16 protein-coding genes and 1 pseudogene are annotated in these 22,465 nt (G+C 59.5%); 14 read left to right on the top strand and 3 right to left on the bottom strand.

The features are described 5' to 3' along the window. The 7 genes and pseudogenes from GOB85_RS02775 to GOB85_RS02745 form a co-directional block, all read left to right on the top strand. A pseudogene (locus GOB85_RS02775) lies at positions 1 to 101 on the top strand (IS5/IS1182 family transposase); the annotation flags it as partial. Positions 102 to 885: 784 nt separating this feature from the next. Beyond that, positions 886 to 1,890, top strand: a complete 1,005-nt coding sequence (gene pstC, locus GOB85_RS02770; RefSeq protein WP_173576084.1) for a phosphate ABC transporter permease subunit PstC — start codon at positions 886 to 888, stop codon at positions 1,888 to 1,890. After that, complete coding sequence (gene pstA / locus GOB85_RS02765; RefSeq protein ID WP_173575980.1) at positions 1,887 to 2,777, top strand: phosphate ABC transporter permease PstA; 891 nt, start codon at positions 1,887 to 1,889, stop codon at positions 2,775 to 2,777. Before pstC ends, pstA begins: the two co-directional genes overlap by 4 nt. A 4-nt stretch (positions 2,778 to 2,781) precedes the next feature. Next, on the top strand, positions 2,782 to 3,588 hold the full coding sequence (gene pstB / locus GOB85_RS02760; protein ID WP_173575981.1) for a phosphate ABC transporter ATP-binding protein PstB: 807 nt from the start codon (positions 2,782 to 2,784) through the stop codon (positions 3,586 to 3,588). Positions 3,589 to 3,604: 16 nt separating this feature from the next. Next, positions 3,605 to 4,315: a phosphate signaling complex protein PhoU gene (gene phoU, locus GOB85_RS02755; protein WP_173575982.1), complete on the top strand. Its 711-nt coding sequence runs from the start codon at positions 3,605 to 3,607 to the stop codon at positions 4,313 to 4,315. After that, complete coding sequence (locus GOB85_RS02750) at positions 4,315 to 5,046, top strand: response regulator (RefSeq protein WP_173575983.1); 732 nt, start codon at positions 4,315 to 4,317, stop codon at positions 5,044 to 5,046. Before phoU ends, GOB85_RS02750 begins: the two co-directional genes overlap by 1 nt. Before the next feature lie 55 nt (positions 5,047 to 5,101). Further along, positions 5,102 to 6,307: an ATP-binding protein gene (locus GOB85_RS02745; protein WP_173575984.1), complete on the top strand. Its 1,206-nt coding sequence runs from the start codon at positions 5,102 to 5,104 to the stop codon at positions 6,305 to 6,307. Positions 6,308 to 6,941: 634 nt separating this feature from the next. Here GOB85_RS02745 and GOB85_RS02740 read toward each other — a convergent pair. Then, a complete protein-coding gene (locus tag GOB85_RS02740) occupies positions 6,942 to 8,318 on the bottom strand; it encodes a hypothetical protein (RefSeq protein ID WP_173575985.1) in 1,377 nt (458 codons plus the stop codon). Between the two features lie 500 nt (positions 8,319 to 8,818). After that, a complete protein-coding gene (locus tag GOB85_RS02735) occupies positions 8,819 to 9,397 on the bottom strand; it encodes a hypothetical protein (protein ID WP_173575986.1) in 579 nt (192 codons plus the stop codon). Positions 9,398 to 10,168: 771 nt separating this feature from the next. On the opposite strand from GOB85_RS02735, the gene GOB85_RS02730 reads away from it, so the two are divergent. The 4 genes from GOB85_RS02730 (at position 10,169) to pstS (ending at position 14,177) form a co-directional block, all read left to right on the top strand. Then, complete coding sequence (locus GOB85_RS02730; RefSeq protein WP_173575987.1) at positions 10,169 to 11,425, top strand: NAD(P)-binding domain-containing protein; 1,257 nt, start codon at positions 10,169 to 10,171, stop codon at positions 11,423 to 11,425. Between the two features lie 30 nt (positions 11,426 to 11,455). After that, the gene (locus GOB85_RS02725) at positions 11,456 to 12,541 is read left to right on the top strand and encodes an ATP-grasp domain-containing protein (RefSeq protein ID WP_242011240.1); all 1,086 of its coding nucleotides are present in this window, start codon (positions 11,456 to 11,458) and stop codon (positions 12,539 to 12,541) included. A gap of 24 nt (positions 12,542 to 12,565) precedes the next feature. Beyond that, positions 12,566 to 12,787 carry a hypothetical protein gene (locus GOB85_RS19145; RefSeq protein WP_242011239.1) on the top strand — a complete coding sequence of 74 codons (222 nt, stop codon included), beginning with the start codon at positions 12,566 to 12,568 and terminating at the stop codon, positions 12,785 to 12,787. Positions 12,788 to 13,148: 361 nt separating this feature from the next. Beyond that, on the top strand, positions 13,149 to 14,177 hold the full coding sequence (pstS, locus tag GOB85_RS02720) for a phosphate ABC transporter substrate-binding protein PstS (protein WP_173576085.1): 1,029 nt from the start codon (positions 13,149 to 13,151) through the stop codon (positions 14,175 to 14,177). A gap of 339 nt (positions 14,178 to 14,516) precedes the next feature. On the opposite strand, the gene GOB85_RS02715 is transcribed toward pstS, so the two are convergent. Further along, entirely contained in the window at positions 14,517 to 15,962 is a 1,446-nt protein-coding gene (locus tag GOB85_RS02715) for a glycosyltransferase family 2 protein (RefSeq protein ID WP_173575988.1), read from the bottom strand. A 242-nt stretch (positions 15,963 to 16,204) separates the two neighbouring features. Here GOB85_RS02715 and GOB85_RS02710 point away from each other — a divergent pair, with 242 nt between their 5' ends. The 3 genes from GOB85_RS02710 to GOB85_RS02700 all read left to right on the top strand — a co-directional run bounded on the left by GOB85_RS02710 (position 16,205) and on the right by GOB85_RS02700 (position 22,459). Next, positions 16,205 to 17,509 (top strand): DUF763 domain-containing protein, encoded by a 1,305-nt coding sequence (locus GOB85_RS02710; protein ID WP_173576086.1) that lies wholly within the window; start codon positions 16,205 to 16,207, stop codon positions 17,507 to 17,509. Positions 17,510 to 17,705: 196 nt separating this feature from the next. Beyond that, entirely contained in the window at positions 17,706 to 19,970 is a 2,265-nt protein-coding gene (locus GOB85_RS02705; RefSeq protein WP_173575989.1) for a putative bifunctional diguanylate cyclase/phosphodiesterase, read from the top strand. A 44-nt stretch (positions 19,971 to 20,014) separates the two neighbouring features. Next, positions 20,015 to 22,459, top strand: a complete 2,445-nt coding sequence (locus GOB85_RS02700) for an ATP-binding protein (RefSeq protein ID WP_173575990.1) — start codon at positions 20,015 to 20,017, stop codon at positions 22,457 to 22,459. The last annotated feature ends 6 nt before the right edge of the window (positions 22,460 to 22,465 follow it).

Below are 22,465 nucleotides of genomic sequence, written 5' to 3'. Positions count from 1 at the left end.
TCACGAAGGATGTCGAGACAACAATCTCGTCATCCTGCGCATGGTTGATGATTGCCCATATCCGCAGAGTTCTGCGAAAAATCAATCAAACCGCTTTCTGATTCAGGCTCTTATACCAGAGGTTGTGAAGACTGACCTGTCGATGAGAGTATCCGGGCTCTGCCCGGACCCGGCAGGGACCGCAGGCCCCTGCACCCCGGTTTGTTGATAACAAACGGTTTGCAAAGGCGAGCCTTTGCCGGGTTCCAGAGCCCAGCCAGTCTCACACAGGTCAAAGGCCAGACCCTCTGGTATTACAGGGTCGGCTCCTTTCCGGGCGCGAAGGACGAAGGACGTGCATTCGCTTTGCGAAGGTTCTGTTGTCGTCAGGTGCTGGCTCCTTCCAGGGCTTTGCCCTGGGACCCACCAAAGGTCACAGACCTTTGGAAACCATTTTATTATTAAATAGATCGGGGTGAAGGGGTCCGCGACCCCTTCCGGGTCCGGGCGGAAGCCCGGGCTTCCGCCAGCTCTTTGAAAAATCAAAGATCAACACGTAACGCTGACAGAACCCTTACAAAGGGCATCGCTCTCATGTTCGGGGGAATTTTTATTTGTAATCGTCGGGATTGGGTGATGAGGGGTGTGTGGCTGTGGTGTTTGCTGTTTATTAAAAACGGTTTTATTTTGAATTATTATTTTTTGTATTTATAAAACTGGTTTTTGTTTTTGATGTGTGCCTGAATGGTTGTTGCTGTTCCTGCTATCTGTGGTGGTTTTTTGTTGATGCAATAAAAATGTCATGCCGGGAGGTGAGTTCCCTGGTTGCCGCTGGGGGTGGCGTTCAGTATTGGTCGCCGGACGTAGGGGGATCGGAGCGCCTTTATGGATGGAACATCGCACGTCATGGGTCAGGTTTCGGGAGACGGGTCTGGCGGCCATGGCGGACACGTTCCGGCGGGCTCTGAGCAGAGTAGCCGACGATCGTTTGACGGTGACGGGTTGTTTCGCTGTCTGGTGACGGGCAGCGGGATTGCTGTTCTGGCCCTGCTTGGCGGCATTATTCTGGTTATGGTTCTGGGCGGGATGAAGGCGTTTGCGACCTTCGGGCCGTCCTTTCTGGTCTCTTCTGTCTGGAACCCGGTGACGCAGCATTACGGGGCTCTGGCTCCGGTGTTCGGTACGGTTGTGACGAGTGCGCTGGGGCTGCTGATGTCGGTTCCGCTGGCATTTGGCGCGGCGTTCTGGCTGACGCAGATGGCGCCGGCGCGGCTTTCCGCCGTGGTGGGGATGGCGGTTCAGCTTCTGGCCGCGGTGCCTTCGATCATTTTCGGTATGTGGGGCTTTTTCATTATTGTTCCGCTGATCGCGCATTATGTGCAGCCGTTCGCGCGGCACTGGTTCGGGCATGTGCCGGGGATCGGGGCGCTGGTTCAGGGGGCGCCGTTTGGCACAGGCCTGCTGACGGGTGGCGTGATTCTGGCGGTGATGGTGACGCCGTTCATCACGGCGGTGATGTGTGACGTGTTTGCGTCGATTCCGGCGGTTCTGAAGGAGAGTGCTTTCGGGTTGGGGGCGACGCGCTGGGAAGTGATGCGGAGTGTGATTCTGCCCTGGTCGCGCAAGGCGGTTGTGGGCAGTATTGTGCTGGGCATGGGCCGCGCGATGGGTGAGACGATGGCGGTGACGTTTGTGATCGGCAACGCGAACCGGATCGGCTGGTCTCTGTTTGCGCCGGGGAACACGATTGCCTCGCTGATTGCGCTGGAGTTTCCGGAGAGTCCGTCGGGGAGCGTGAAGCTGTCATCGCTGATGGCTCTGGGGACGATTCTGATGGCGCTGTCTTTTCTGGCGCTGGCGGCATCCCGGCTGATGCTGGGGTTTGCGGGACGTCAGGAGGGCAGGCGATGAGCGCGGAGCGGGCCGAGACGGTGTCTGGCGGATCGGACCGGTGGAAGCCGCAGGGTTCGCTGGCGTTGCGGCGCCGGTTTCTGGATCGTCTGGCGACGGGGCTCAGTCTGGTGGCGACCGGTGTGGCTTTGCTGGCGCTGTGTTCGATTTTGCTGACGCTTCTGGTGCGTGGGCTGGCGGGTCTGTCGCTGGTAACGTTCATTCATTCGACGGCGTCGCCGGGGATGAACGGGGGGCTGGCGAATGCGATTGTCGGCAGTCTGATCCAGACGGCGGTGGCGATTCTGATTGGCGCGCCGCTGGGGATGCTGTGCGGGATTTATCTGGCGGATTATGGCCGGGGCTGGATGGCGTCCACGACGCGGTTTGTCTCGGACATGCTGTTATCGGCGCCGTCCATTCTGATCGGGCTGTTCATTTATCAGCTGATTGTTGTTCCGACGGGGCATTTTTCCGGGTTTGCCGGGGCTGTGGCGCTGGCGATTCTGGCGTTGCCGATTGTGGTGCGGACGACGGAGGACATGCTTGGTCTGGTGCCGATCGCGCTGCGTGAGGCGGGGATCGGGCTTGGGGCGTCTAAATGGCGGGTGATTGTATTCATTTGTCTGCGGGCGGCCCGGACGGGGGTTCTGACGGGGATTTTGCTGGCGGTGGCGCGTGTGGCGGGCGAGACGGCGCCGCTGTTGTTTACGTCGCTGGGCAACATGGACTGGTCTGTCAGTCTGGCGCAGCCGATGGCGAGCCTGCCGGTGACGATCTATCAGTATGCCGGGTCGGCTTATGATGACTGGGTGCAACTGGCCTGGACGGGGGCGCTTCTTGTGACTCTGGGTGTGCTGGCGATCAACATTCTTGTGCGGGTCGGCTTTGGCCGGAAGGGAGCTTAAGCGGATGAGCGGGACAGCTGTGTCTGAGCGGGCTGTGGCGGAGAAGGCCGGGCTGGATAAGCCGGCGATTTCCGTGCGGAATCTTGATTTCTATTATGGGGAGAACAAGGCTCTCCGCAATATTTCGATGGAGTTTCCGACCCGGAAGGTGACGGGAATGATCGGGCCTTCGGGCTGTGGCAAATCGACGCTGCTGCGGGTTCTGAACCGGATGTATGATCTTTATCCGGGCCAGCGGGCGACGGGTGAGGTGATGTTTGACGGCCGGAACGTCATTGCTCCGGGGATGGATGTGAACCGCCTGCGGGCGCGCGTGGGCATGGTGTTTCAGAAGCCGACGCCGTTTCCGATGTCGATTTATGACAACATTGCGTTTGGCGTGAAGCTGCATGAGAAGCTGTCGCGTTCCGAGATGGACGGGCGGGTTGAGGATGTGCTGCGGCGTGTGGCGCTGTGGGGCGAGGTCAGGGACCGGTTGCGGGCTTCGGCGACGGCGCTTTCGGGCGGGCAGCAGCAGCGTCTGTGCATTGCGCGCACGATTGCGACGCGGCCTGAGGTTGTTCTGCTTGACGAGCCGACGAGTGCGCTTGATCCGGTCTCGACGGCGCGGATTGAGGAACTTCTTGATGAACTCAAGAAGGAGTTCACGATTGCGATTGTGACGCACAACATGCAGCAGGCGGCGCGCTGCGCGGATCAGGTCGCGTTTTTCTATCTTGGCGAGCTGATTGAGATGGACAGCACGGACAGGATCTTCACGGCGCCGCGTGAGACGCGCACGCAGGATTATATCACCGGCCGGTTCGGCTGAAGCGGGGGTTGGGGCGATGACCGAGGCGACGCATACCGTCAAGAGTTATGAGCAGGAACTGGAGCGTCTTCGCGGCATGATGGCGCGGATGGGTGGTCTGGTGGAGCGCCAGACCGCGCAGGCGGTGAAGGCTGTTGTGGAAGGGGATGAGGAGGCGGCGATCGAGGCGCCGGATCTGGACCCTGAAGTGGACGAGCTGGAGCGTGAGGCGGAGGCGCTGGCGATCCGCATTCTGGCGCTGCGGTCTCCGATGGCGATCGATCTGCGCGAGATTGTCGCGGCGCTGAAGATCACGGGCGATCTGGAGCGGATCGGGGATTATGCGGCCTCGATTGCGCGGCGGGCGCTGAAGCTGGACATGGATGGCGGGATTTCGCTGATCGGGCTGCGGAGCATGGGGCGGCTGGTGCAGGACAATCTGCGTCGGGCGATTGATGCTCTGGCGGCGCGGGACCGGGATCAGGCGGTTGCGGTGTGGCAGGCCGACACGGCGGTGGACGAGCTTTATACGGCGATGTTTCGTGAGCTGATGACTTATATGATGGAAGATCCACGTAATATCGGGTCCTGTATCCATCTTTTGTTTGTCGCGAAGAATCTGGAGCGGATTGGCGATCATACGACCAATATCGCGGAGCGGATTTATTATGCGGTGACGGGTGAGATGCTTCCGTCGGTGCGACCGCGTGGCGGGCTGGGCCATTCATCCTCGCCGGATGCGCGCTGATGTCTGAGACGGTTGTCGGGCCGTCGGCGGGGCCGGTCGGGACGGGCGGACGGATTTTGCTGGTGGAGGATGATCCTTCGCTGCAGATCATGGTGCGGTATAATCTGGAAAAGTCGGGTTATACTGTGGCGATTGCGGGAGACGGGGCGGCGGCTCTGGATCTGGCGGCGTCTTTTCGTCCTTCTCTGGTGCTTCTGGACTGGATGTTGCCGGGCGGGCTTTCGGGGATTGATGTGTGTCGCCGGTTACGGGCGTTGCCGGGGAGCCGGGAGGTTCCTGTGATCATGCTGACGGCGCGGTCTGAGGAGGCGGATGCGATCCGTGGTCTTGAGAACGGGGCGGATGATTATCTGACCAAGCCGTGCAGCATGGCGACGCTGGAGGCGCGGATCAAAGCGATGCTGCGTCGTGTGGCCGGGCCGAGCGATGTGCTGGAATTTGAGGATATTGCGCTCGATCTGGTGCGGCATCGGGTGGAGCGTGGCGGCCGGACGTTGCAGCTGGGGCCGACGGAGTTCCGGTTGCTGGAGTTTTTCATGCGCAGGCCGGGGCGGGTGTTTTCGCGCGAGGATATTCTCAAGGCGATCTGGGGCGAGAATATTCATGTGGAGGTCCGGACTGTGGACGTTCATATCCGCAGGCTGCGTCGGGAGATTAACGGGCCGGATGAGCGGGATATGATCCGCACGGTTCGCTCGGCGGGATATGCGCTCGATAACGGTGCGGAATGATGTGATCGGTCTTTCCTGTCTGGCTGGTGGGTGAGCGCCGACGGGAGGAGGAAGCATGACCGAAGCCGGACTGGCGTTGTGTCTGCTCGGGGTTTCATGTCTGAGCGGTGTGGCCGGATGGATTGCAGGCGGGCGTCGATTGCCGCGACGGGCGCCGTTTCTGCCGGTATTGCGGCGGGATGACGCGGCCGGTCGCGAGGTCGGGCTGGAGGAGATGCTCGATTTTCTTCCGGACTGTGGTTTGCTGCTGACGCGCAATGGCAGTTTGCGGTTTGCGAACACTGAGGCCCTGGCGGTTTTCGGGGATGCGCTGGGCACGATTGTGCGTCATCCGGAGGTGTTTTCGGCCTTACAGAGTCTGAACGGGGAGATCGTTCTGGCGACTGTTGATGTGATTCTTGATGTTCCTGTCAGGCGTGTTGTGCGGCTTGTCCTGCGTCTGGTGCCGGAGAAGCTGTCTCAGGCTGGTGTGTCGGTTCTTGCGATTTTATCTGACAGGTCCGAGCAGGATGCTGTCGAGCGGGTGCGGGCGGATTTTGTGGCTTATGCGAGCCATGAGTTGCGGACGCCGCTTGCGGCGCTGATTGGGTTTATTGAGACGTTGCGGGGTCCGGCTGCGGATGATCCTGCGGCTCAGAAGCAGTTTCTTGAAATCATGGCGGCGCAGGCGGGGCGGATGCAGCGGCTGATCGAGCAGTTGCTGACGTTGTCGCGTGTGGAGATGACGGAGCATCGGAAGCCACGTGGTGAGGTGGATGCGGCGCGGGCTGTGGCGCGGGTGCGTGATGAATCGGCGCCGCTTTGTTCGGTGCGGGGGATTGTGCTGGAGACAGCGGCGGAGCCGCTGACCTTTCAGGGCGATGAGGATCAGGTTGTTCAGGTTCTTCTGAATCTTGTTGAGAATGCCATCAAATATGCTTCGACCGGTGGTCGGGTGCCGGTTGTTTCGCTGACGATGGCGGAGAGTGAGGTCGGCGGGAAAGAGGGCGTTTCGTTCACGGTTGCGGATAATGGGCCGGGGATTGAGGCGCGACATCTGCCCAGGCTGACGGAGCGGTTTTATCGGGTTGAAGGTGGACGGGGGGAGACGGCGCCGGGCTATGGGCTGGGGCTGGCGATTGTGCGGCATATTATCGACCGTCATGATGGCCGGCTGTCGATTGAGAGTGAGGTGGGTCGGGGGACGTATTGCACGGTGTGGCTACCGGTGCGGGGAGAACGGCGGCAGGCGCGGGAGCGACCGTCGCTGTTGCTGGAGTGAGTCCGGGAGGATCTGCGCGGGAGGAGTGTCTGTGTAGTGCTCTGCGGTGTACGGGTGGGGTGGTATTTTGAAATTATTCTGATGGGATCGTTTCTTTTTAATAGTGCTGTTGTGGTGGTTTTTATCTGGGCTGATGCCGGAGGTTATGAAGACTGATCTGTGGCCGGACCAGGCAGGGACCACAGGCTTCTGTGCCCCGGTCTGCTGATCATAAACGGTTTGCGAAGGCTCTGTTATTATTACGTGTTGATCTGTAATTTTTCAAAGAGTTAGCAGAATCCGGGCTCTGCCCGAACCCGGCAGGGACCGCAGGCCCCTGCACCCCGATTTGTTTAATTAAATGGTTTCCAAAGGTCTGTGACCTTTGGTGGGTTCCAGGGCAAAGCCCTGGGAAGGAGCCAGCACTTAATGATAACAGAGCCTTTGGAAACCATCTTATTATCAATCAATTGGGGTAGACGGGTCTGCGACCCCTTTCGGGTTCGGGCGGAGCCCGGGTTTTCTTCCCGACGATCAATCTTTGTGCAGGCTGGTATCAGGACGCAAAAGGTCCGTCCGGAACACTCCGGACGGACCTTTTTTATCGGAAAACAGCGTGACCGGATGGTTTTAGCCGGTCATGCCGTGTTGCCGATCAGGCGCAGATCGCTGGCTGGCTGGTGTGTGTCGGGATGACGCAGCCGGAGCTGTGTGTGGTGTCGTGTATCCCCACAGTTGTGCAGCCGTGAGACGTGAAGGACTGCCAGTTCTGTGCACCACAGGCGCCGGCGTGAGCCGTCTCGGTGGTCGATCCGTGACCGAAAGCGGATGGCGTGAAGGCTTCGCTGACGGAGTGCCACCAGTTGCAGTCTGACGACGAGGCAGGGGTGGTGCCTGATGGTGCGCAACCGTTGCCGCCTGTGCTTGCTGTGCCGGAGTGTCCTGAAGCGCAGTGATCACCCTGGATGGCCCATGGGAACACGTTGCCGTTGTGGTCGCAGATGTTGCCGTTGTTTGCGCTGTCCGGGTGGTGATCGCCTGACGGGGTGCAGGAGTTTCCGCCTGATGAGGAGCTGCTGCTGTCGTGGTGATGATGCTCGCCGGAAGGCTGGCAGGAGTTGCTGTCTGATGAGGAACTTCCGGTATGGTCGCCGCAGCCGTGGTGGTGCTCGCCTGACGGGGTGCAGGAACCGCTGCCGGAGGAAGAGGCGTTATCGACGACGTAGTTGCCGTCTTTGTCTGTTGTGATGGTCAGGCTGCCTGGCGTGAAGCCTGAAGCCGTATGGATATCATCGAGGGTGATGGTCTGATTGTTGTCGAGACCGATGGAGAGTGTGTAGGTGCCGTCGGAATTTTCCGTGTAGTTCGCGGAGACAGCTTTGACGCCTTCGGTGCCGTTCACGGCGAATTCCGTATTCGCTGAAACGCCATAGAAAGCGGTGGTGAGTGTCTGGCCTGCGTCCTGCTTCGCATCGAGAACGAGTTCGTCCTTCGAGGAATCGAACGTGATGGACGAGCCGATTTCCGTGGAGCCGGTATAGAGTGTGCTGCCTTTGGTAAGCGACACTTTCATCAGGCTGTCGATCGACAGGGGAGCGGAATCGCTGCCGACCGTGGAGTTCACCAGATTCAGGTTTCCGTCACCGGAAAGATGTGTCGTCGTGAAGTGCGTGTTGCCGCCATTGTTGATGATGTTGACGGTTCCGCCGATCTCGTTGATTCCGAGTTCCACGTCCGAGGACGTGTCGACGGTCAGGGTTCCGGTCTCGAAGATCTGCATGGCATCTGCTTCGAACACGGGTGTCGTGCTGCTGGAGCAGTCATGCGCGGTGATGTCGAGTGTGGCGTCATCGCCGATTGTCAGGCTCGGGATGGGTGTGGACGACGCTGTGCTGGCGATGGCTTCGACCGGGGCTGTCGATGAGCCTTCGAGATCGACGTCATGAAAATCGCTCGGGACTTCGTCTGTGCTCCAGTTACTTGCATCGTAGAAGTCTTTTGACGTTGTTCCGGTCCAGTAAGTGGACGTCATAAGTCAGATGCCTTTTCTTCCGTGAAACGGCCCTGCAATCAACAACAAGCTGCCAGCAGGGGTGGCGTTTCCTGCACGTTAATATTTGCGAAACGATTGTTCCGCGGTGTTTCGGGTAATAAACAATTAACCTTATGTCAATTTTTGCCCGATTCCCGAAATATGGGATGACGAATCGGAATCGGATTATCGGATGCGATATTCAGATTCAGCGCTCGGGTCGGTATTTCTGACGATTTCTGAGAAATCCGGAACTGATGAAGACAGCAGGACAGGGTGTCAGGGCGCGGATGCGGGTTCGTCGGGGATTCCTGGTGTAAGTGGGATTTCCTGCGGCGAAAGCGTGGCGCGGCGTTGTCTGAGAAGGGGTTTCAAATATCCCTTTGCCGGTGCTCCGCGGCGCGGTTCGGCGCATATTTTACGGGTTCAGAATAACACGTCGGCCGCGCCGCTTCGGATCGTTTTCGCTCCCTGGATCGGGCAGGGGGCTGGAGCTATGTTTATTTTGCAGGAGCGACCATCACCTCGATATCGGGTTTGCTGCTGCCGCTGAGTTGCAGGGTGTAGGTCGTGTCCGGTCTGAGCGGGAATTCTACTATTTTACCGATGCCGGAGCAGGCGGGGCCGTGATGGTGGCCGGTTGAGATGACGGCTGTGCCGTTGCTGAGGAGGTCGATCCAGGCGCGGTGGCTGAGCATGATTTGCCATGTGCCGGCGATGGGCACGGTGAAACTGACCATGCCGCCGGAACTGGTGTTGTCGCCGGGTTCGCCGGGTCGGGTGGCGAAGGAGATATCCGGTGTGTTTGCGAGGTGGACGAGGGCGGCTTTGCCGGGGGTGAGGGTGGCTTTGGGCAGAGCGGCTTCGTTTGTTGCGGCGGTGATCGGGGTGGGGCTGCGCCAGGAGTCGGGCGCTGCCGGGAGAGCACTGTCGGGAGAGGGGCAGGTTGGGGTGTTGTGCGTCGGCGTCCCGGCCATTGGCATGTTGTGCATGGCGGCGGCCCGGGCGGGGTGCGGTGTTGCGAAGAGTGCGGCAGTGAGAAGGGTGATGAAGCTGGCGGGAAGGACAATGTGTTTCATGACGATTTCAACATGAGAGGGAGCCGTATATCGGGAAACATATAGTTACAATATTGCGGGGGCGTCCATGTTATTCGTTTTTACAGACCGCAGATGCTTCCGGCGACGTATGAGGAAGGTGTGGCCGGACTGTGTTCAGGGTGTGCGTAACGCTGCGGCTCTGCGTGACGCGACATGCAATCGCGGGAGGTCGGATGGTCGGGTACATCTGATCTGATGCGATACCGGAGGTTGAGATCAGCGTGTCAGACAGGGGAAGATTTCTGATGTTGTCTGAGTGATTCAGTATGCGGTCGGTGTGGCGGTAGTACAGAGCGTCACTATTGTCAGCGGGGATGATGAGTGTGGAGATTTCCCTGACTGTGCTGCTGGTGGGTCTGGAGGTGCTGAGACGAATGGCGGTTCCGGAGCATGATTGTGGTCTGATGGATGAGAATAATGAACTGGTCTGAGGATTTTCTGAGCCGGAACGAAGTTTTTGTCTGAACCCGGGGGCATCGTGAAGAGTTGGTGATGAAGGTGCGGGTTTCGGGACAGGGTGAGGGGGGCTGAAAAGAGTAAATGACAGCGGTGTGTTTTTTAATTGCTGTTTGTCGTAAATTAAATGTATGATGATTAGCTGGCGGGCGTACGGTTTTTTGAGATGTATTCCGTTTCTGATGCTCTGATTTTGATGACCCGATGCTTTTTGCTGAAGGGCGGATAGACGTCTTATACTTCAATATTTCTGAATAGCGTTCGGTTTCATATTTCCCTTCTGGTGGATTTCTGATGAATACTGACGTGGCTATTATTGGGGCGGGGCCTTATGGTCTGTCGCTGGCGGCCCATCTTCGTGAGAGGGGCGTGAATTTCCGGATTTTTGGTCGGCCGATGGGGTTCTGGCGTGATCATGTTCCTGGCGAATTACGTCTTAAGGCGGAAGGGTTCGCGCTTGATCTGTTTGATCCGGACCGGTTTTTCACTCTTGCCCGGTTCTGCGAGGAGCGGGGATATCCTTACACTGATGTGGGAACGCCGGTCTCCGCTCAGATATTTGCTGAATATGGAGAGGCATTTCAGAAGAAATATGTACCGGAACTTCGTGAGTTGCTGGTCACGATGGTGTCCGGCGTTGCGGGCGATTTTGCCGTGCATCTGGAAAACGGCGAAACCGTTCGGGCCGGAAATGTTGTCGTGGCTGCGGGGATTGGATCTTTTCCTTATATGCCTTTGGCATTACAGGATCTTCCGCCCGATCGGGTCAGTCATACATTTGACGGGATTTCGTTCGGCCGGTTCGCAGGTAAGCGCGTTGCGGTCATAGGGGCCGGTTCTTCGGCGGTCGATACAGCGTGTCTGCTGCATCAGGCTGGTGCTGAAGCCTTTTTGTGCGCGCGGCGTTCGCAGGTTCTGATCGGTGAGCCGCCCCGTAAAGTGGACAGACTGAAACAGCTTGTCAGCTCCGTGACAAAACCCCGGTCGGGACTGGGTACGGGATGGCGGTCGCGGATGGCCTGCGACTGGCCTGACATTTTTCGTCTTCTTCCGACAGGCTTCCGTCTTCTGATCACACGGAAGCATCTGGGGCCTGCGGCGGGATGGGTTACGGGCCAGGTTGTTCGGGAACATGTGCCGATCCTGCTCAATATGGCGCTGAAATCTGCTGTCTGTCGTGATGATGCGATCCGTCTGGAGTTTGCGGACACGCAGGCGGGTTGTGTGCGGACTCTGGATGTTGATCATGTTTTCGCGGGGACTGGTGTCCGGATTGACACGGTGCGCATTCCTTTTCTGGATCGCGCGCTGATTTCTGCGATCCGCACGGAGGACAGTATGCCGGCCTTGTCACGAAACTTTGAGTCGAGCGTTCAGGGTCTTTATTTCATCGGGCCTGTGGCTGCGAACAGTTTTGGACCGCTGCTGCGTTTTGCGTGGGGCGCGCGTTTTGCGGCCCGACGGCTGACGGGGCATCTGGCGCGCGGGCTGGCGGTTCGGCAGGCGCCGCAGACGGCTTTCGCTCAGCAGAGGTTTTTCGGCATTTTCTGATGCGGTGATCTGAACAGGAAAGGGCTCGGTATGGAAAGTGATTTTACGGTTCTTGTGATCGCTTCCGTATGGTGGTCATCTGTTACGCGGGCCGCGGTGGAGTGTATTGAAAGTGGCGTAACGGTTCATGCGATCTGTCCGTCGGGTCATTCCCTTCGGTGCCTGAAGGGCATTGCGACGTTCCGTGATTATCCATGTGTTTCTTCGATCCGCATGCTGGAAGGCGCGATCATGGACACGAAACCGGACCTGATTGTTCCGGCTGATGATCGGGTCGTGAGGGCGCTGCATCGGGTTTACAATGCATCCGATGCGAAGACGGCGCGGGGAAAGAGGTGTCGGGAGGTCATTGAGACATCGCTTGGTTCGCCAGACTGTTTTTCATATGCGCAGACCCGGATGAAGCTGATTGATACTTTGCGGGAAGAGGGGATTCCCACTCCTGCCGCTATGGATCTGGCGACGGTGGACGATGTGCGTGGCTGGTGCAGAGGCCGGCCCGGGCCCTGGGTGCTGAAGCGCGATCAGAGCTGGGGCGGGTGTGGTGTGGTGATTGCTGACACGGTGCAGGAGGCTGAAAGCAGTTTCAGGCGTCTGTCACAGCCGCCGGGGGTGGCGAGTGCGCTGCGGACGCTGCTATCTGAGCGGGATGTTTATTCTTTCAGGGAAGCTCTGGTGCGTCGGCCGGGATCGGTCATGGCGCAGGCCTATGTCGCAGGCATGCCGGCCAACATCATGCTGGCGTGTCAGGAAGGAAAGATTATTGGCAGTCTTGGGGTCGATGTCGTTTCGTTCATGGGCCGGACGGGGGCGGCGACGGTGATCGAAGTGACGCAGTCTGCTGATATGGAGCGGGCGGCGCGCGTGGTCTGTGCCAGGCTGAAACTGTCGGGCTTTTTTGGTCTTGATTTTGTCAGATGTGCCGCCACCGGTACGTATCATTTCATAGAGATGAATCCGCGTCTGACGCAGACCGGTCATCTGCGGCATGGCGGGAGCACGCTGGTTCGGCGGCTTTTGCAGCGTTTTTCGGGTGGGTCTGCTGTGACGGCTTCCGGTCATGGCGGGGATGTGTCTGAACACACGCTTGTTGCGCTGTTTCCGGCCGTTGTGTAGGCGGAACAGGCCGGTATTCATGATATGGCGGCCTGGATCGATGTTCCCTGGCACTACCCTGAACTGGTCAGGGAGATGTTGCTTCGTCCATGGCCGCAACGGGGATTTGTTGCGCGGCTGGAGGATCGGGCCAGGCGCGTGGCAAGTCGTGAGAAGCCTGTGAAAACGGGGCAGGCACAGGATGCGCTGTGTGCCCTGTTGCGAAGAACCGGCATGGGTGCGGGTCTTCCGTCTTCTGCTGGCTGAGGTTTGTTTGTTGTTGTGGATTGACCTTTGGTGAGGGAAGCCGGGCTCACACAGACCATGAGGCCAGACCCTGTGTATCTGGTCTGTCGCTGCGTTTGGTTGTCCATTTGCGCGCGCGTCCAGCCGAAGGGCGAGGTGACAGCATGGCGGGCGGCAACATCCGGAGCTTGAATCATATCTCGTCGAACTTCCGGACAGGTTCCTGGCGGTGACAGGACCAGAGTGCCGGGCAGGTCTGTGATTCGTGTTTTGTCATAGAGACATCATTTTTCTGCTCCGGAGAAGTGCGGTAGGAGTGCGGGGAATGGTGCTGAACGGTGCCTGTGGCCGGTGCTGTGCCGGTCGTTTTGAGGAGTACGACATGCTGTCCTGCAACCGCCTGCTTGCTGCGCTACTGCTGACGGCAGCGCCTGTTGGTTCGTATCTTTCCACGTCTCATGCCGTTGCGGCGGAGATCACGGGTGCCGGTTCGAGTTTCGCGGCGCCGATCTATCAGGCGTGGGGGGACAAGGCGAAGTCTTCGACAGGTATTTCGCTGAATTATCAGAGCGTCGGATCCAGTGCCGGGCAGAATCTGGTGACGGCCGGGACGGTGGATTTCGGGGCTTCCGATGCGCCGATGGCGCCTGAGAAGCTGGCTTCCGCGTCTCTGTATCAGTTTCCGACGGTGATGGGCGGGATTGTTCCGATTGTGAACGTTCCGGGGATTGCGTCCAGTCAGCTGAAGCTGAGCGGTCCGGTTCTGGCCGAGATTTATCTGGGCACGATTTCGAACTGGAACGATCCGAAGATTGTGGCGCTGAATCCGGGTGTTTCGCTGCCGGATCTGGCGATTGCGCCTGTGCATCGCGCGGATGGTTCGGGCACGTCTTTTGTGTTCACGTCCTATCTGACGAAGGTTTCGCCGGCCTGGAAAGATGCGGTTGGCGCGGCGACATCGGTTCAGTGGCCGGGTGGCGCGGGTGCGCGTGGCAATGACGGTGTCGGGGCCTCTGTGCGGGCGACCGAGGGTGGCATTGGTTATGTTGAGTATGCCTATGCGCGCCGGAACGGGATTCCGACGGCTCTGTTGCAGGACAAGGCCGGTGAGTTTGTGACGCCGGATCTGGCGAGTTTCTCGGCTGCTGCTGCGGCGGCGGACTGGGATCATGCGTCGCATTTCGCGGTTGATCTGCTGGACGGCGCCGGCAAGGGCGCGTGGCCGATCATGTCGGCGACGTTCGTGCTGGTTCCGACGGCGCCGAAGGATGCGGCACGTGGCGCGGCGGTGTGGAAGTTCTTTGACTATTCGTTCCGCACGGGTGACGCGACGGCGAAGTCTCTGGACTATGTGGCGCTGCCGGAGAGTGTGAAGATGAAGGTTGGAGCTGAGTATCCCGGGCACAAATAAGCTCCGGGTCACGGCTTTTCAGGGGGGCTTTTCGCGCTGTCATGGTGCGGGGAGCCCTTTTTTGCGATGGGACGGGTTTTTGCCGGGGGCTGTTAAAGCGGGCTCTGTCCGCACCCGGAAGGGGTCATGGACCCCTTCACCCCGATTGGCTGATAAACAAGTCGGGGTGCAGGGGCTCTGTTGGCATTAAGTGTTGGCTCCTTTCCAGGGCTTTGCCCTGGAACCCACCAAAGGTCACAGACCTTTGGAAACCATTTTATTATGAATCAATCGGGGTGCGGGGGCCTGTGGTCCCTGTCAGGTTCGGGCAGAGCCTGTGCTTTCTTTCTGAGGCTGGTGTCAGAGCCAGGAGATGATTTTATTTTCTTCGGCGTCCAGAAAGTCTTTCCGGGCGTGGGGTGGCAGGCTGTCCAGGGCGAGCAGGACATCGCTGTATGACACTGTGCTGCCGTGTTCTCTGATGAAGTTCAGGACGTGAGGCGGGCTGTCGATGTGGGCGGGGCTGTCTGACAGGGTCAGTGTGCTGTCGGATTTTTCGGTGAGAGTGATTGTTTCCCAGTCTGCGCCGTCTTCGCGGTTGCACTCGATGGCGGCACCGTGTTCCAGGGCGATGAAGCAGAGATATTTGTCGTTTATGGGCGATCTGAGCAGGAAGCCGTCGCTGTTATCCCGTTTTTCGAGCACGAATCTGTAGGCGCAGGCGAAGCGTCCGTCTTCCTGGATGTGGAAGGGGATGTTGCGGATGACAGGACCGTCTTCCACGGCGAGCCAGATATGGTCGGGGTCATCATTGTAGACAATACCGGAAACTTTTACTGAAACGTCGTCTTCGGGGCGCTGGCTCAGATACGTCATGTTTTGATCGAGCGCGGGGCCGGAGCCGGTATGGCAGCGGAGGCTGAAGACTCTGGCGGCGGAGTGTGGTGTGCCGGAGGCCGGGTTCGTGCCGGAGATGGAAGCGATGTAGTCCCGGACGCAGCGCTCCCGGATCTGTTGCACGATGGCATTGGCTTTTGCGACTGTTTCGGGTCGTTCTTTCTGGCTGATGTCGTTTCTGTTGAAGTGTTCCCAGTATCCGGTTGAGTCGTGCAGATCGAAGCCGGCGCGTTTTCTGATTCTGTCGATATAGTGTTCCATGGTCCGGCAGTAATAATGATTGATGCAGGCGTTTTCCCAGGAGATGGTCTTGCAGCCTTCGGCGGTCCATTCGAAACGGTTGCCGGAGGCGTCCACGTAGTTATCGCCTTCGAGGCTGTATCGGTGTGGATTGATATAATTGAGCGTGCATTTTTCCGGGCGGATGAAGCTTTTGATCAGATGCTGGTCGTCGAGGTCTTTTGAGGCGTGGAATGTGAAGGCCTCGTAGGGCGGGATCTTTGTTTTCAGGGCGCGGTGACTGCTGCCGTAGATCCGCCAGTTCAGGCCGATGCCGTCGGCAGTGTCGAACCGGGCGAGGAAGTCACCAATGGTGGTGTCGTGTTGCAGCGACAGATACTCGTCGCCGTCGAGGAAGCCGATCCAGTCGAACTGGCCGGCGGCTTTCAGGCAGGCGTCCATATAGGCGTCGCCCTGCCGCCGGTAAAAATGCGGTGTGGTTTTCGGGTCGGTTTTCCCGACGGCGATATTGAACAGCGACCGGGCGGCCAGGAGGACTTCGTAAGTGCCGTCGGTTGAGTGGTCATCGTAAATGAAGAGTTTGTCCACGCCTTGTGCAAAATGCCATCCTATCCAGGCGGCGATGTCATGCACTTCGTTTTTAACGAACAGAGCAATGGCTGTTTTCATGATTTCTTCCTGCTGATCTGTCCGGGCGACAGGTTCTTCTCAGTTCTCAAAATATAGACCTGCCTGATCGGGCGGGAAAGTCACCGGAACGCTTTTCGTGCGGGACGGGAACTGTTGTGCAACCGGAGGATGAAGGCGTGTTGCATCAGACAGAATGGTTCTGCTGTGTGGTGTGTTCATGCTACGTTCATGGGGGCACGCCGGACGGGCCGGGTGATGAGCGTGATATTCAGGGAGGGACGATGACGCGCCGGGCGGGAAGTGCGGATCTGCCGTTGCATGGCGGGCGGGTTCCGATGTGGCTGGCCGAGCGGATGAGTCGTCTGGGGGCGGTGATTACGCAGGCAGTGATTCATCATTACGGGCGGGACGAGTTTTTGCGGCGTCTGGCGCATCCGTTCTGGTTTCAGTCGTTTGGTGCGGTGATGGGGATGGACTGGCATTCGTCGGGGATTACGACGAGTGTGATGGGGGCGTTGAAGCGGGGGCTTGAGCCGCTTTCGGCGGAGCTTGGGCTGCATGTTTGTGGCGGGCGCGGACGGCATTCGCGCCGGACGCCGGACGAGCTGGCGGCGGTGGGGAATGTGACGGGGCTGGACGGCGTGGCTCTGGCGCGGGCGAGCCGGCTGGTGGCCAAGGTTGACAGTGCGGCGGTTCAGGACGGGTTCAATCTGTATCTGCATAGTTTTGTGGTGGCGGATGACGGGCGCTGGGTGGTGGTTCAGCAGGGGATGAACGAGGGCACGCGGTATGCGCGCCGGTATCACTGGCTGTCTGAGGGTCTGGAGAGTTTTGTGGAAGACCCTCACAGCGCGATTGAGGGGAAGCCGGCGGGGAATATTGTGAATCTGGCGGACCGGCGCGCGGCGGGGTCGCGGGGGGCGCAGCTTGAGCTGTTGCTGGAGGCGGGACCGGATGCGGTGGTTCGGGAAGTTGCGTTGCTGCGGCGGGATGTGGAGGAGGCTCCGCTGCAGGGGATGCTGCCGCATCTGGTGATGCCGGAGCATCATGATGTGCGGTCGGGGGATGTGATGATCCGGCGTCTGCATGGGGCTCTGGCGGCGGCGGCGGAATGTGGGCCGCGGGATTTTCAGGAGTTGCTGCTGGTTCCGGGGGTGGGGGCGCGAACGGTTCAGGCGCTGGCGCAGGTGGCGGAGGTGGTTCATGGGACGCCGTGCCGGTTTGCTGATCCGGCACGGTTTTCGATGGCGCATGGGGGCAAGGACCGGCATCCGTTTCCGGTTCCGACGGACGTTTATGACCGGACGATTGCGATGCTGAAGGGGGCTGTCACGGCGGCGAAGCTGGGCAATGAGGAGCGTCTGGAGGCGGTGCGGCGGCTGGATGAGCAGGCGCGGCGGCTTGAGGCGCGGGTTTCGGGACCGTCGCTGGAGACGTACATCGCCGGGGAGCGGGCGGCGTCGTACAGTTATGGCGGGCGGAGTGTTTTCGGGTGGGAGCCGCCGCCGGTGCGGGATGGGAAACGGTCTGGCGCGAGCGTTGAGGCTGGGGCAGGGAGGCGGCCGGCGTCCGGAGGGCGCGGCTGACTTTATCCGGGTGTGCGTTCCGGGATGTTACCATTTGCGACGGTTTCGGGCGGCGGTTAAGTATTCCGTTACATTATTGATGTTATGACCCGCCACATGGGCTGCGCGCTGGTGCTGTCGGCCTTCTGATTAATTTTTGCTGGCCGGGTGTGGTTCTGCCCCTCCAGCCGCTGCGATCCTGTTTCGTGAGGACTAAATGAAACTGATCGCCATTGTGGACGACCAGTCCGCGAACCGTATTGTTTTTTGCCGTCTGGCCAGAGAAATTGCGCCGGCTGTGGAGGTTGAGGCATTTGCATCTCCCGCCGATGCGCTGGCGCGTTTTGACGCCGGGTATCATCCTGACCTGATTATTACCGATTTCAGGATGCCGGGGATGGACGGCCCGGCGTTTATTACAGCGGTGCGGCAGAAGTTATGGGGACATGACGTGCCGGTGATCGTGGTCACGGCGTATGAGGACCGGGATTACCGGCTGACGGCGTTACGGGCCGGGGCGACGGATTTTCTGCTTAGCCCTGTTGATCATCGCGAATTTGTCACGCGGGGGAAGAATCTCCTGGATATTGCGATGAGCCGGAAGCAGGCGAGCATGCGGGCGCTGGTTCTGGAACGGGAGCTGGCGGACAGTCATCGCGCGCGGGAGACTCTGCTGCGTTGCAGCCGGGAGAATCTGCTCAAGGTGATTGACACGGTTCCGGCGATGATCAGCGCGACGGACGCGACGGGGCGGTATGTTTTCGTCAACAGGTGTCTGGCGGAATCGCTGGGGACGACGCCGGAGGAGCTGACGGGGACGCTGGCGACCGGACCGGCGGTGGAAGAGAAGCACTGCTCGCCTGAAATGTGTGGTGTGCAGGCCGGACTTGCCAGTTGCATCGGCGAGCAGAGGGCGCGTTGCACGGTCAGATACGAGGAAGTTATCCGTGACCTGAAAGGGGTGGATCGTGTTTTTCTGACTTCGGACACGCCGTTGCAGGGAGGGAGCAGTGATATTCCGCTGCGGCTGAGAACGTCGCTCGACATTACCGATCTCAAGAAGGCGCAGCAGGAACTTCATGCGCTGGCCTATCGCGATCAGCTGACGGGGGCGCCCAATCGTCTGAAGGTCGGGCGGTCGGTTGATGCTCTGCTGCGGGACAGCAGGAGCCGGGAGCGGCCTTTTGCGCTGTTACAGCTCGATCTGGATCGTTTCAAGGCGATCAATGACACGCTGGGGCACAGCGCGGGCGACCGGGTTCTGAAGAGTGTCGCGGCGCGGCTGACGGAGATTTTGCCGGATGCGGTGATTATCGGGCGACTGGGTGGTGATGAGTTCGGGATTGTGCTTCGGCTCACGCAGGAGGATCGGGAGGCGGAGGTCCGTGCGGCAGCCCGGCGGATACTGGATGAGTTTATTCCGCCGTTTGCGATCGGAGACGGCTCGGACAGTCAGTCGGGCCGGGCGGACGACAGTGTTGTGATCACGACGGCAAGTATCGGCATTGTGATTCATCACGGCGGGCCGGACACGTTTGATGCGATTCTTCGGCGCGCTGATATGGCGATGTATAAAGCCAAGGCCATTGGCGGGAATTCCTGCAGGCTGTTTCAGCCGGAAATGGAGAAGGCGGAAGAGGCGGCGATGCGGATCGAGCTTGATCTGCACAAGGCTGTCGCCAGGCGTGAGCTGGTTTTGTATTATCAGCCGCAGCTTGATCTCCGGTCCGGGCGGATTGTCGGCGTGGAGGCGCTTCTGCGCTGGCGGCGGGCTGACGGGACGTTGCTTGCGCCGGGTGCTTTTCTGCCGGTGGCGGAAGAGACCGGTCTGATTGTGCAGATCACGGAATGGGTTCTTGATGAGGCCTGTCGCCAGCTTGCGTCCTGGGCTGAGGAGGGAATGTCTGTCCGGATGGCGGTGAACATGTCGGGTGTGTTGTTCCGCAGGGGGGATGTTCGCGGCACGGTTCTGGATGTGATTGAGCGCACGGGGATCAATCCGAACGATCTTGAACTTGAGCTGACGGAATCGGTTCTGATCGCGAATACGGATTCTGCGAACCGGCAGCTTGAGGATTTGCGTAAGCTCGGGGCGGCTGTGGCGGTGGATGATTTTGGCACGGGTTATGCATCTCTGACGTATCTGAGCCGGCTGGTGATCGACCGGATCAAGATCGACAAGTCATTTATCGACCGGATTGAGGACTCTGAGGCGGATCAGGCGATCGTGCGGTCGATGATTACGTTGTGTCGCAATCTTGGCATCAGGGTGACGGCGGAGGGGATTGAGCGTCCGGAGCAGGCGCGCTGGCTGGCGCAGCAGCGTTGTGATGAGGGGCAGGGATTTTATTTTGGTCGCCCGCAACCTGCTGACAGGGTGGCTGCGATGATTCATGCGTCAATGGGTGCGTGGCGGCAGGAGAGCGGGGACATCGATTTACACAGGACGGTTTTCGCGGAGGGCTCTGAGCTGGCGCCATGATCGTCTCGGGTTTTCGGTCGGTTACGACGCATTTTTTATTCCGGATGAGACAGGGCGGAGAGGGAGAATTTCAGGTTGTTCTGAACCGGTTTTCGATCACGTTCATCGTGTCATTTTACGTTTTCGTGCTTTATGCGCTTGGGATTTCGTCATCCGGCGAGGCGATTCTGCAGGGAGCGCTGTGTTGTGTGTCGCTGAGCATGGCGTCTCTGTTCGCTGTGGCGCTCTGGCGTTCATCGGGGTCGTCGCTGCGACGGTGTGTGATTCAGTTTTTGTGGGATATGGGCTTTCTGGCTGTTGCCATGAGGCTTTGCGAGGCGGCTGCGACGCCGCTTTATCCGGTCTTTCTGTGGATTACGCTGGGTTTTGGTTTGCGTTTTGGCGCCGGGTATCTGGTTGCCGGTTCGGTGCTTGGGGCGGCGGGTTTTCTGATTGCGGAATGGCCACTTCCGATCTGGAGCGGAACGGGACATCTTCTGGGTGGTCTGGTAACGGGGTTGCTGATTATTCCGCTTTATGCGGCGTCACTGACCCGCTTTGTCTCGACAATGCGCTGGAAGGCGGAAGAGGCCACCCGGGCGCGGACATTTTTTGTTGCGGCCGTGAGTCATGAGTTGCGTACACCGCTGAATGCGATTCTGGGGCTGAGCACGATTCTGAAGTCTGAGAGGCTGGGTCGTGAGCAGCGCGACATGGTCTGTGCCATGCATGATGCGGGGCTTTCTCTTCTCGGTATTATCAATGAATTGCTGGAATTTACGCGTCTGGATGATGCGCGGATTCCGCTGCGGTCGCAGCCTTTTGCGCTGATGACCGTGGTGCGCAATGTGCTTGGTATGGTGCATGCCGAAGCGCGACAGAAGGGGCTTGATCTGGTGTGCGTCATGTCACCATCGGTTCCGGCCCGGATGATCGGGGATGGACGGCATCTTGAGGATATTTTACGAAACCTTGTTTCTAACGCAGTGAAATTCACGATGAGTGGTTCTGTTCTTCTGACCTTCGGGGTGGAGGAACTGACGGATGGATCGCTGGAGTTGTGTGTCGCGGTTCAGGACACGGGCATCGGGATTTCTTCTGTGGCGCAGGAGCAGATTTTTGAGTCGTTTACTCAGGCCGACGGGAGTGTTCCGGATCGGTTTGGCGGAACGGGGCTGGGGCTTGCGATCTGTCGGAAGCTGGTTGATCTGCATGGCGGCAGGCTGAGTGTTGAGAGTGTGCCTGATCAGGGCAGCGTGTTTCGCTTTACGTATCGTGTGATGAAGGGTGGGGAAGTGGTGCCGGAGGAGTGGCCGGTGGCTGTTTTTCTGACGCACGAGCCGGAGGGGCGGGATGCGCTGAGTGGCGCTTTGCGGGCTCTGGGGCTTGAGGTTGAGCGCGTGGAAACGGTCACGGAGGCGGGGGAGCGGCTGCGGTGGCATGAGGGGCGTGCCATTCTGGTGACGGACCCGTCTTCGGGTGATCTTGCCGGGAGAATCGTCCGGGGCAGGAGCGGGGTTGTTCCGGCTCTGGTCGCGCATCTGGCTTTTGTTGAGCCATCCCGCAGCGGGTCCGCAGGGCCTGCCCGGAAGGGGGGGATGGTGGAGTGTGAGGTGCTGGCGGGTGGTGATCCGGCACTTTTGCGGTCTGCTGTGTCTTTGCTTTCTGATGTGTTGCCGCAGGCTGAGAAGAAGCGGGAGGAGATCCGGAAAGTATCGGGAAAGAAATGCAGGATTCTTGTTGCGGAGGATAACGCGGTCAATTCCATGGTTGCGGAAAAGATACTTGAGCAGGCGGGGCATGACTGGAGGGCTGTCAGTGATGGTGAGGCGGCGCTGGATGCGCTTGAGCGCGAGCGGTTTGACGTTGTGCTGATGGATGTGAACATGCCGTTGATGAACGGCATTGATGCGACGAAGATGTGGCGTCTGGAGGAGGTGGTTTACGGGCGGCGCACGCCGATTGTCGCGCTGACGGCGGATGCTTCGTCTGAGATCCGGGAGCGGTGCCGGGAGGCGGGGATGGACGGGTTTCTGCTGAAGCCGGTTGATGTCGGGGCGCTTCTGGATGTGCTGGACCGATATGGATCGGCTGAGGTGGTGTCTGATGTTATCGCCGATGAGGCGTTGCCGGATGCGATGCCGGGTGGTGAAGAGAGTGTCGTGGCGTTTCCTGCTTCCGGCGTGAACCGGAAGGCGATGCGGGATCTGGGCGATCTTGGCGGGGCGGCGTTTCGGGCGGATGTGGTTGCGGAGTTTCTGCAGGATGCCGGGACGACGATCGGGCAGATGCGGGCGGCGTCTGAAGTTGGCGATGTGAGCGGATTGCCGGATGCTGCTCATGCTTTGCAGAGTGCGGCGGCGAATGTGGGGGCGGAGCGGCTGGTGGCTTTGTGTCGGCGGTGGGGGACTTCCGGGAATGTGGGGCCGGCGGATCGGGTGCGGGCCGTTGAGGAAGAGATGGTGCGGGTGCGGGCGGCGTTGCTGCCTTATCTGGCGGAGGCGCCGTGAGGGCCG

Source organism: Acetobacter fallax (assembly GCF_011516735.1).
Classification (GTDB): Bacteria; Pseudomonadota; Alphaproteobacteria; order Acetobacterales; family Acetobacteraceae; genus Acetobacter; species Acetobacter fallax.
The sequence above is the reverse complement of the archived record's forward strand: the minus strand, read 5'-3'. Positions and strand labels throughout refer to the sequence as shown.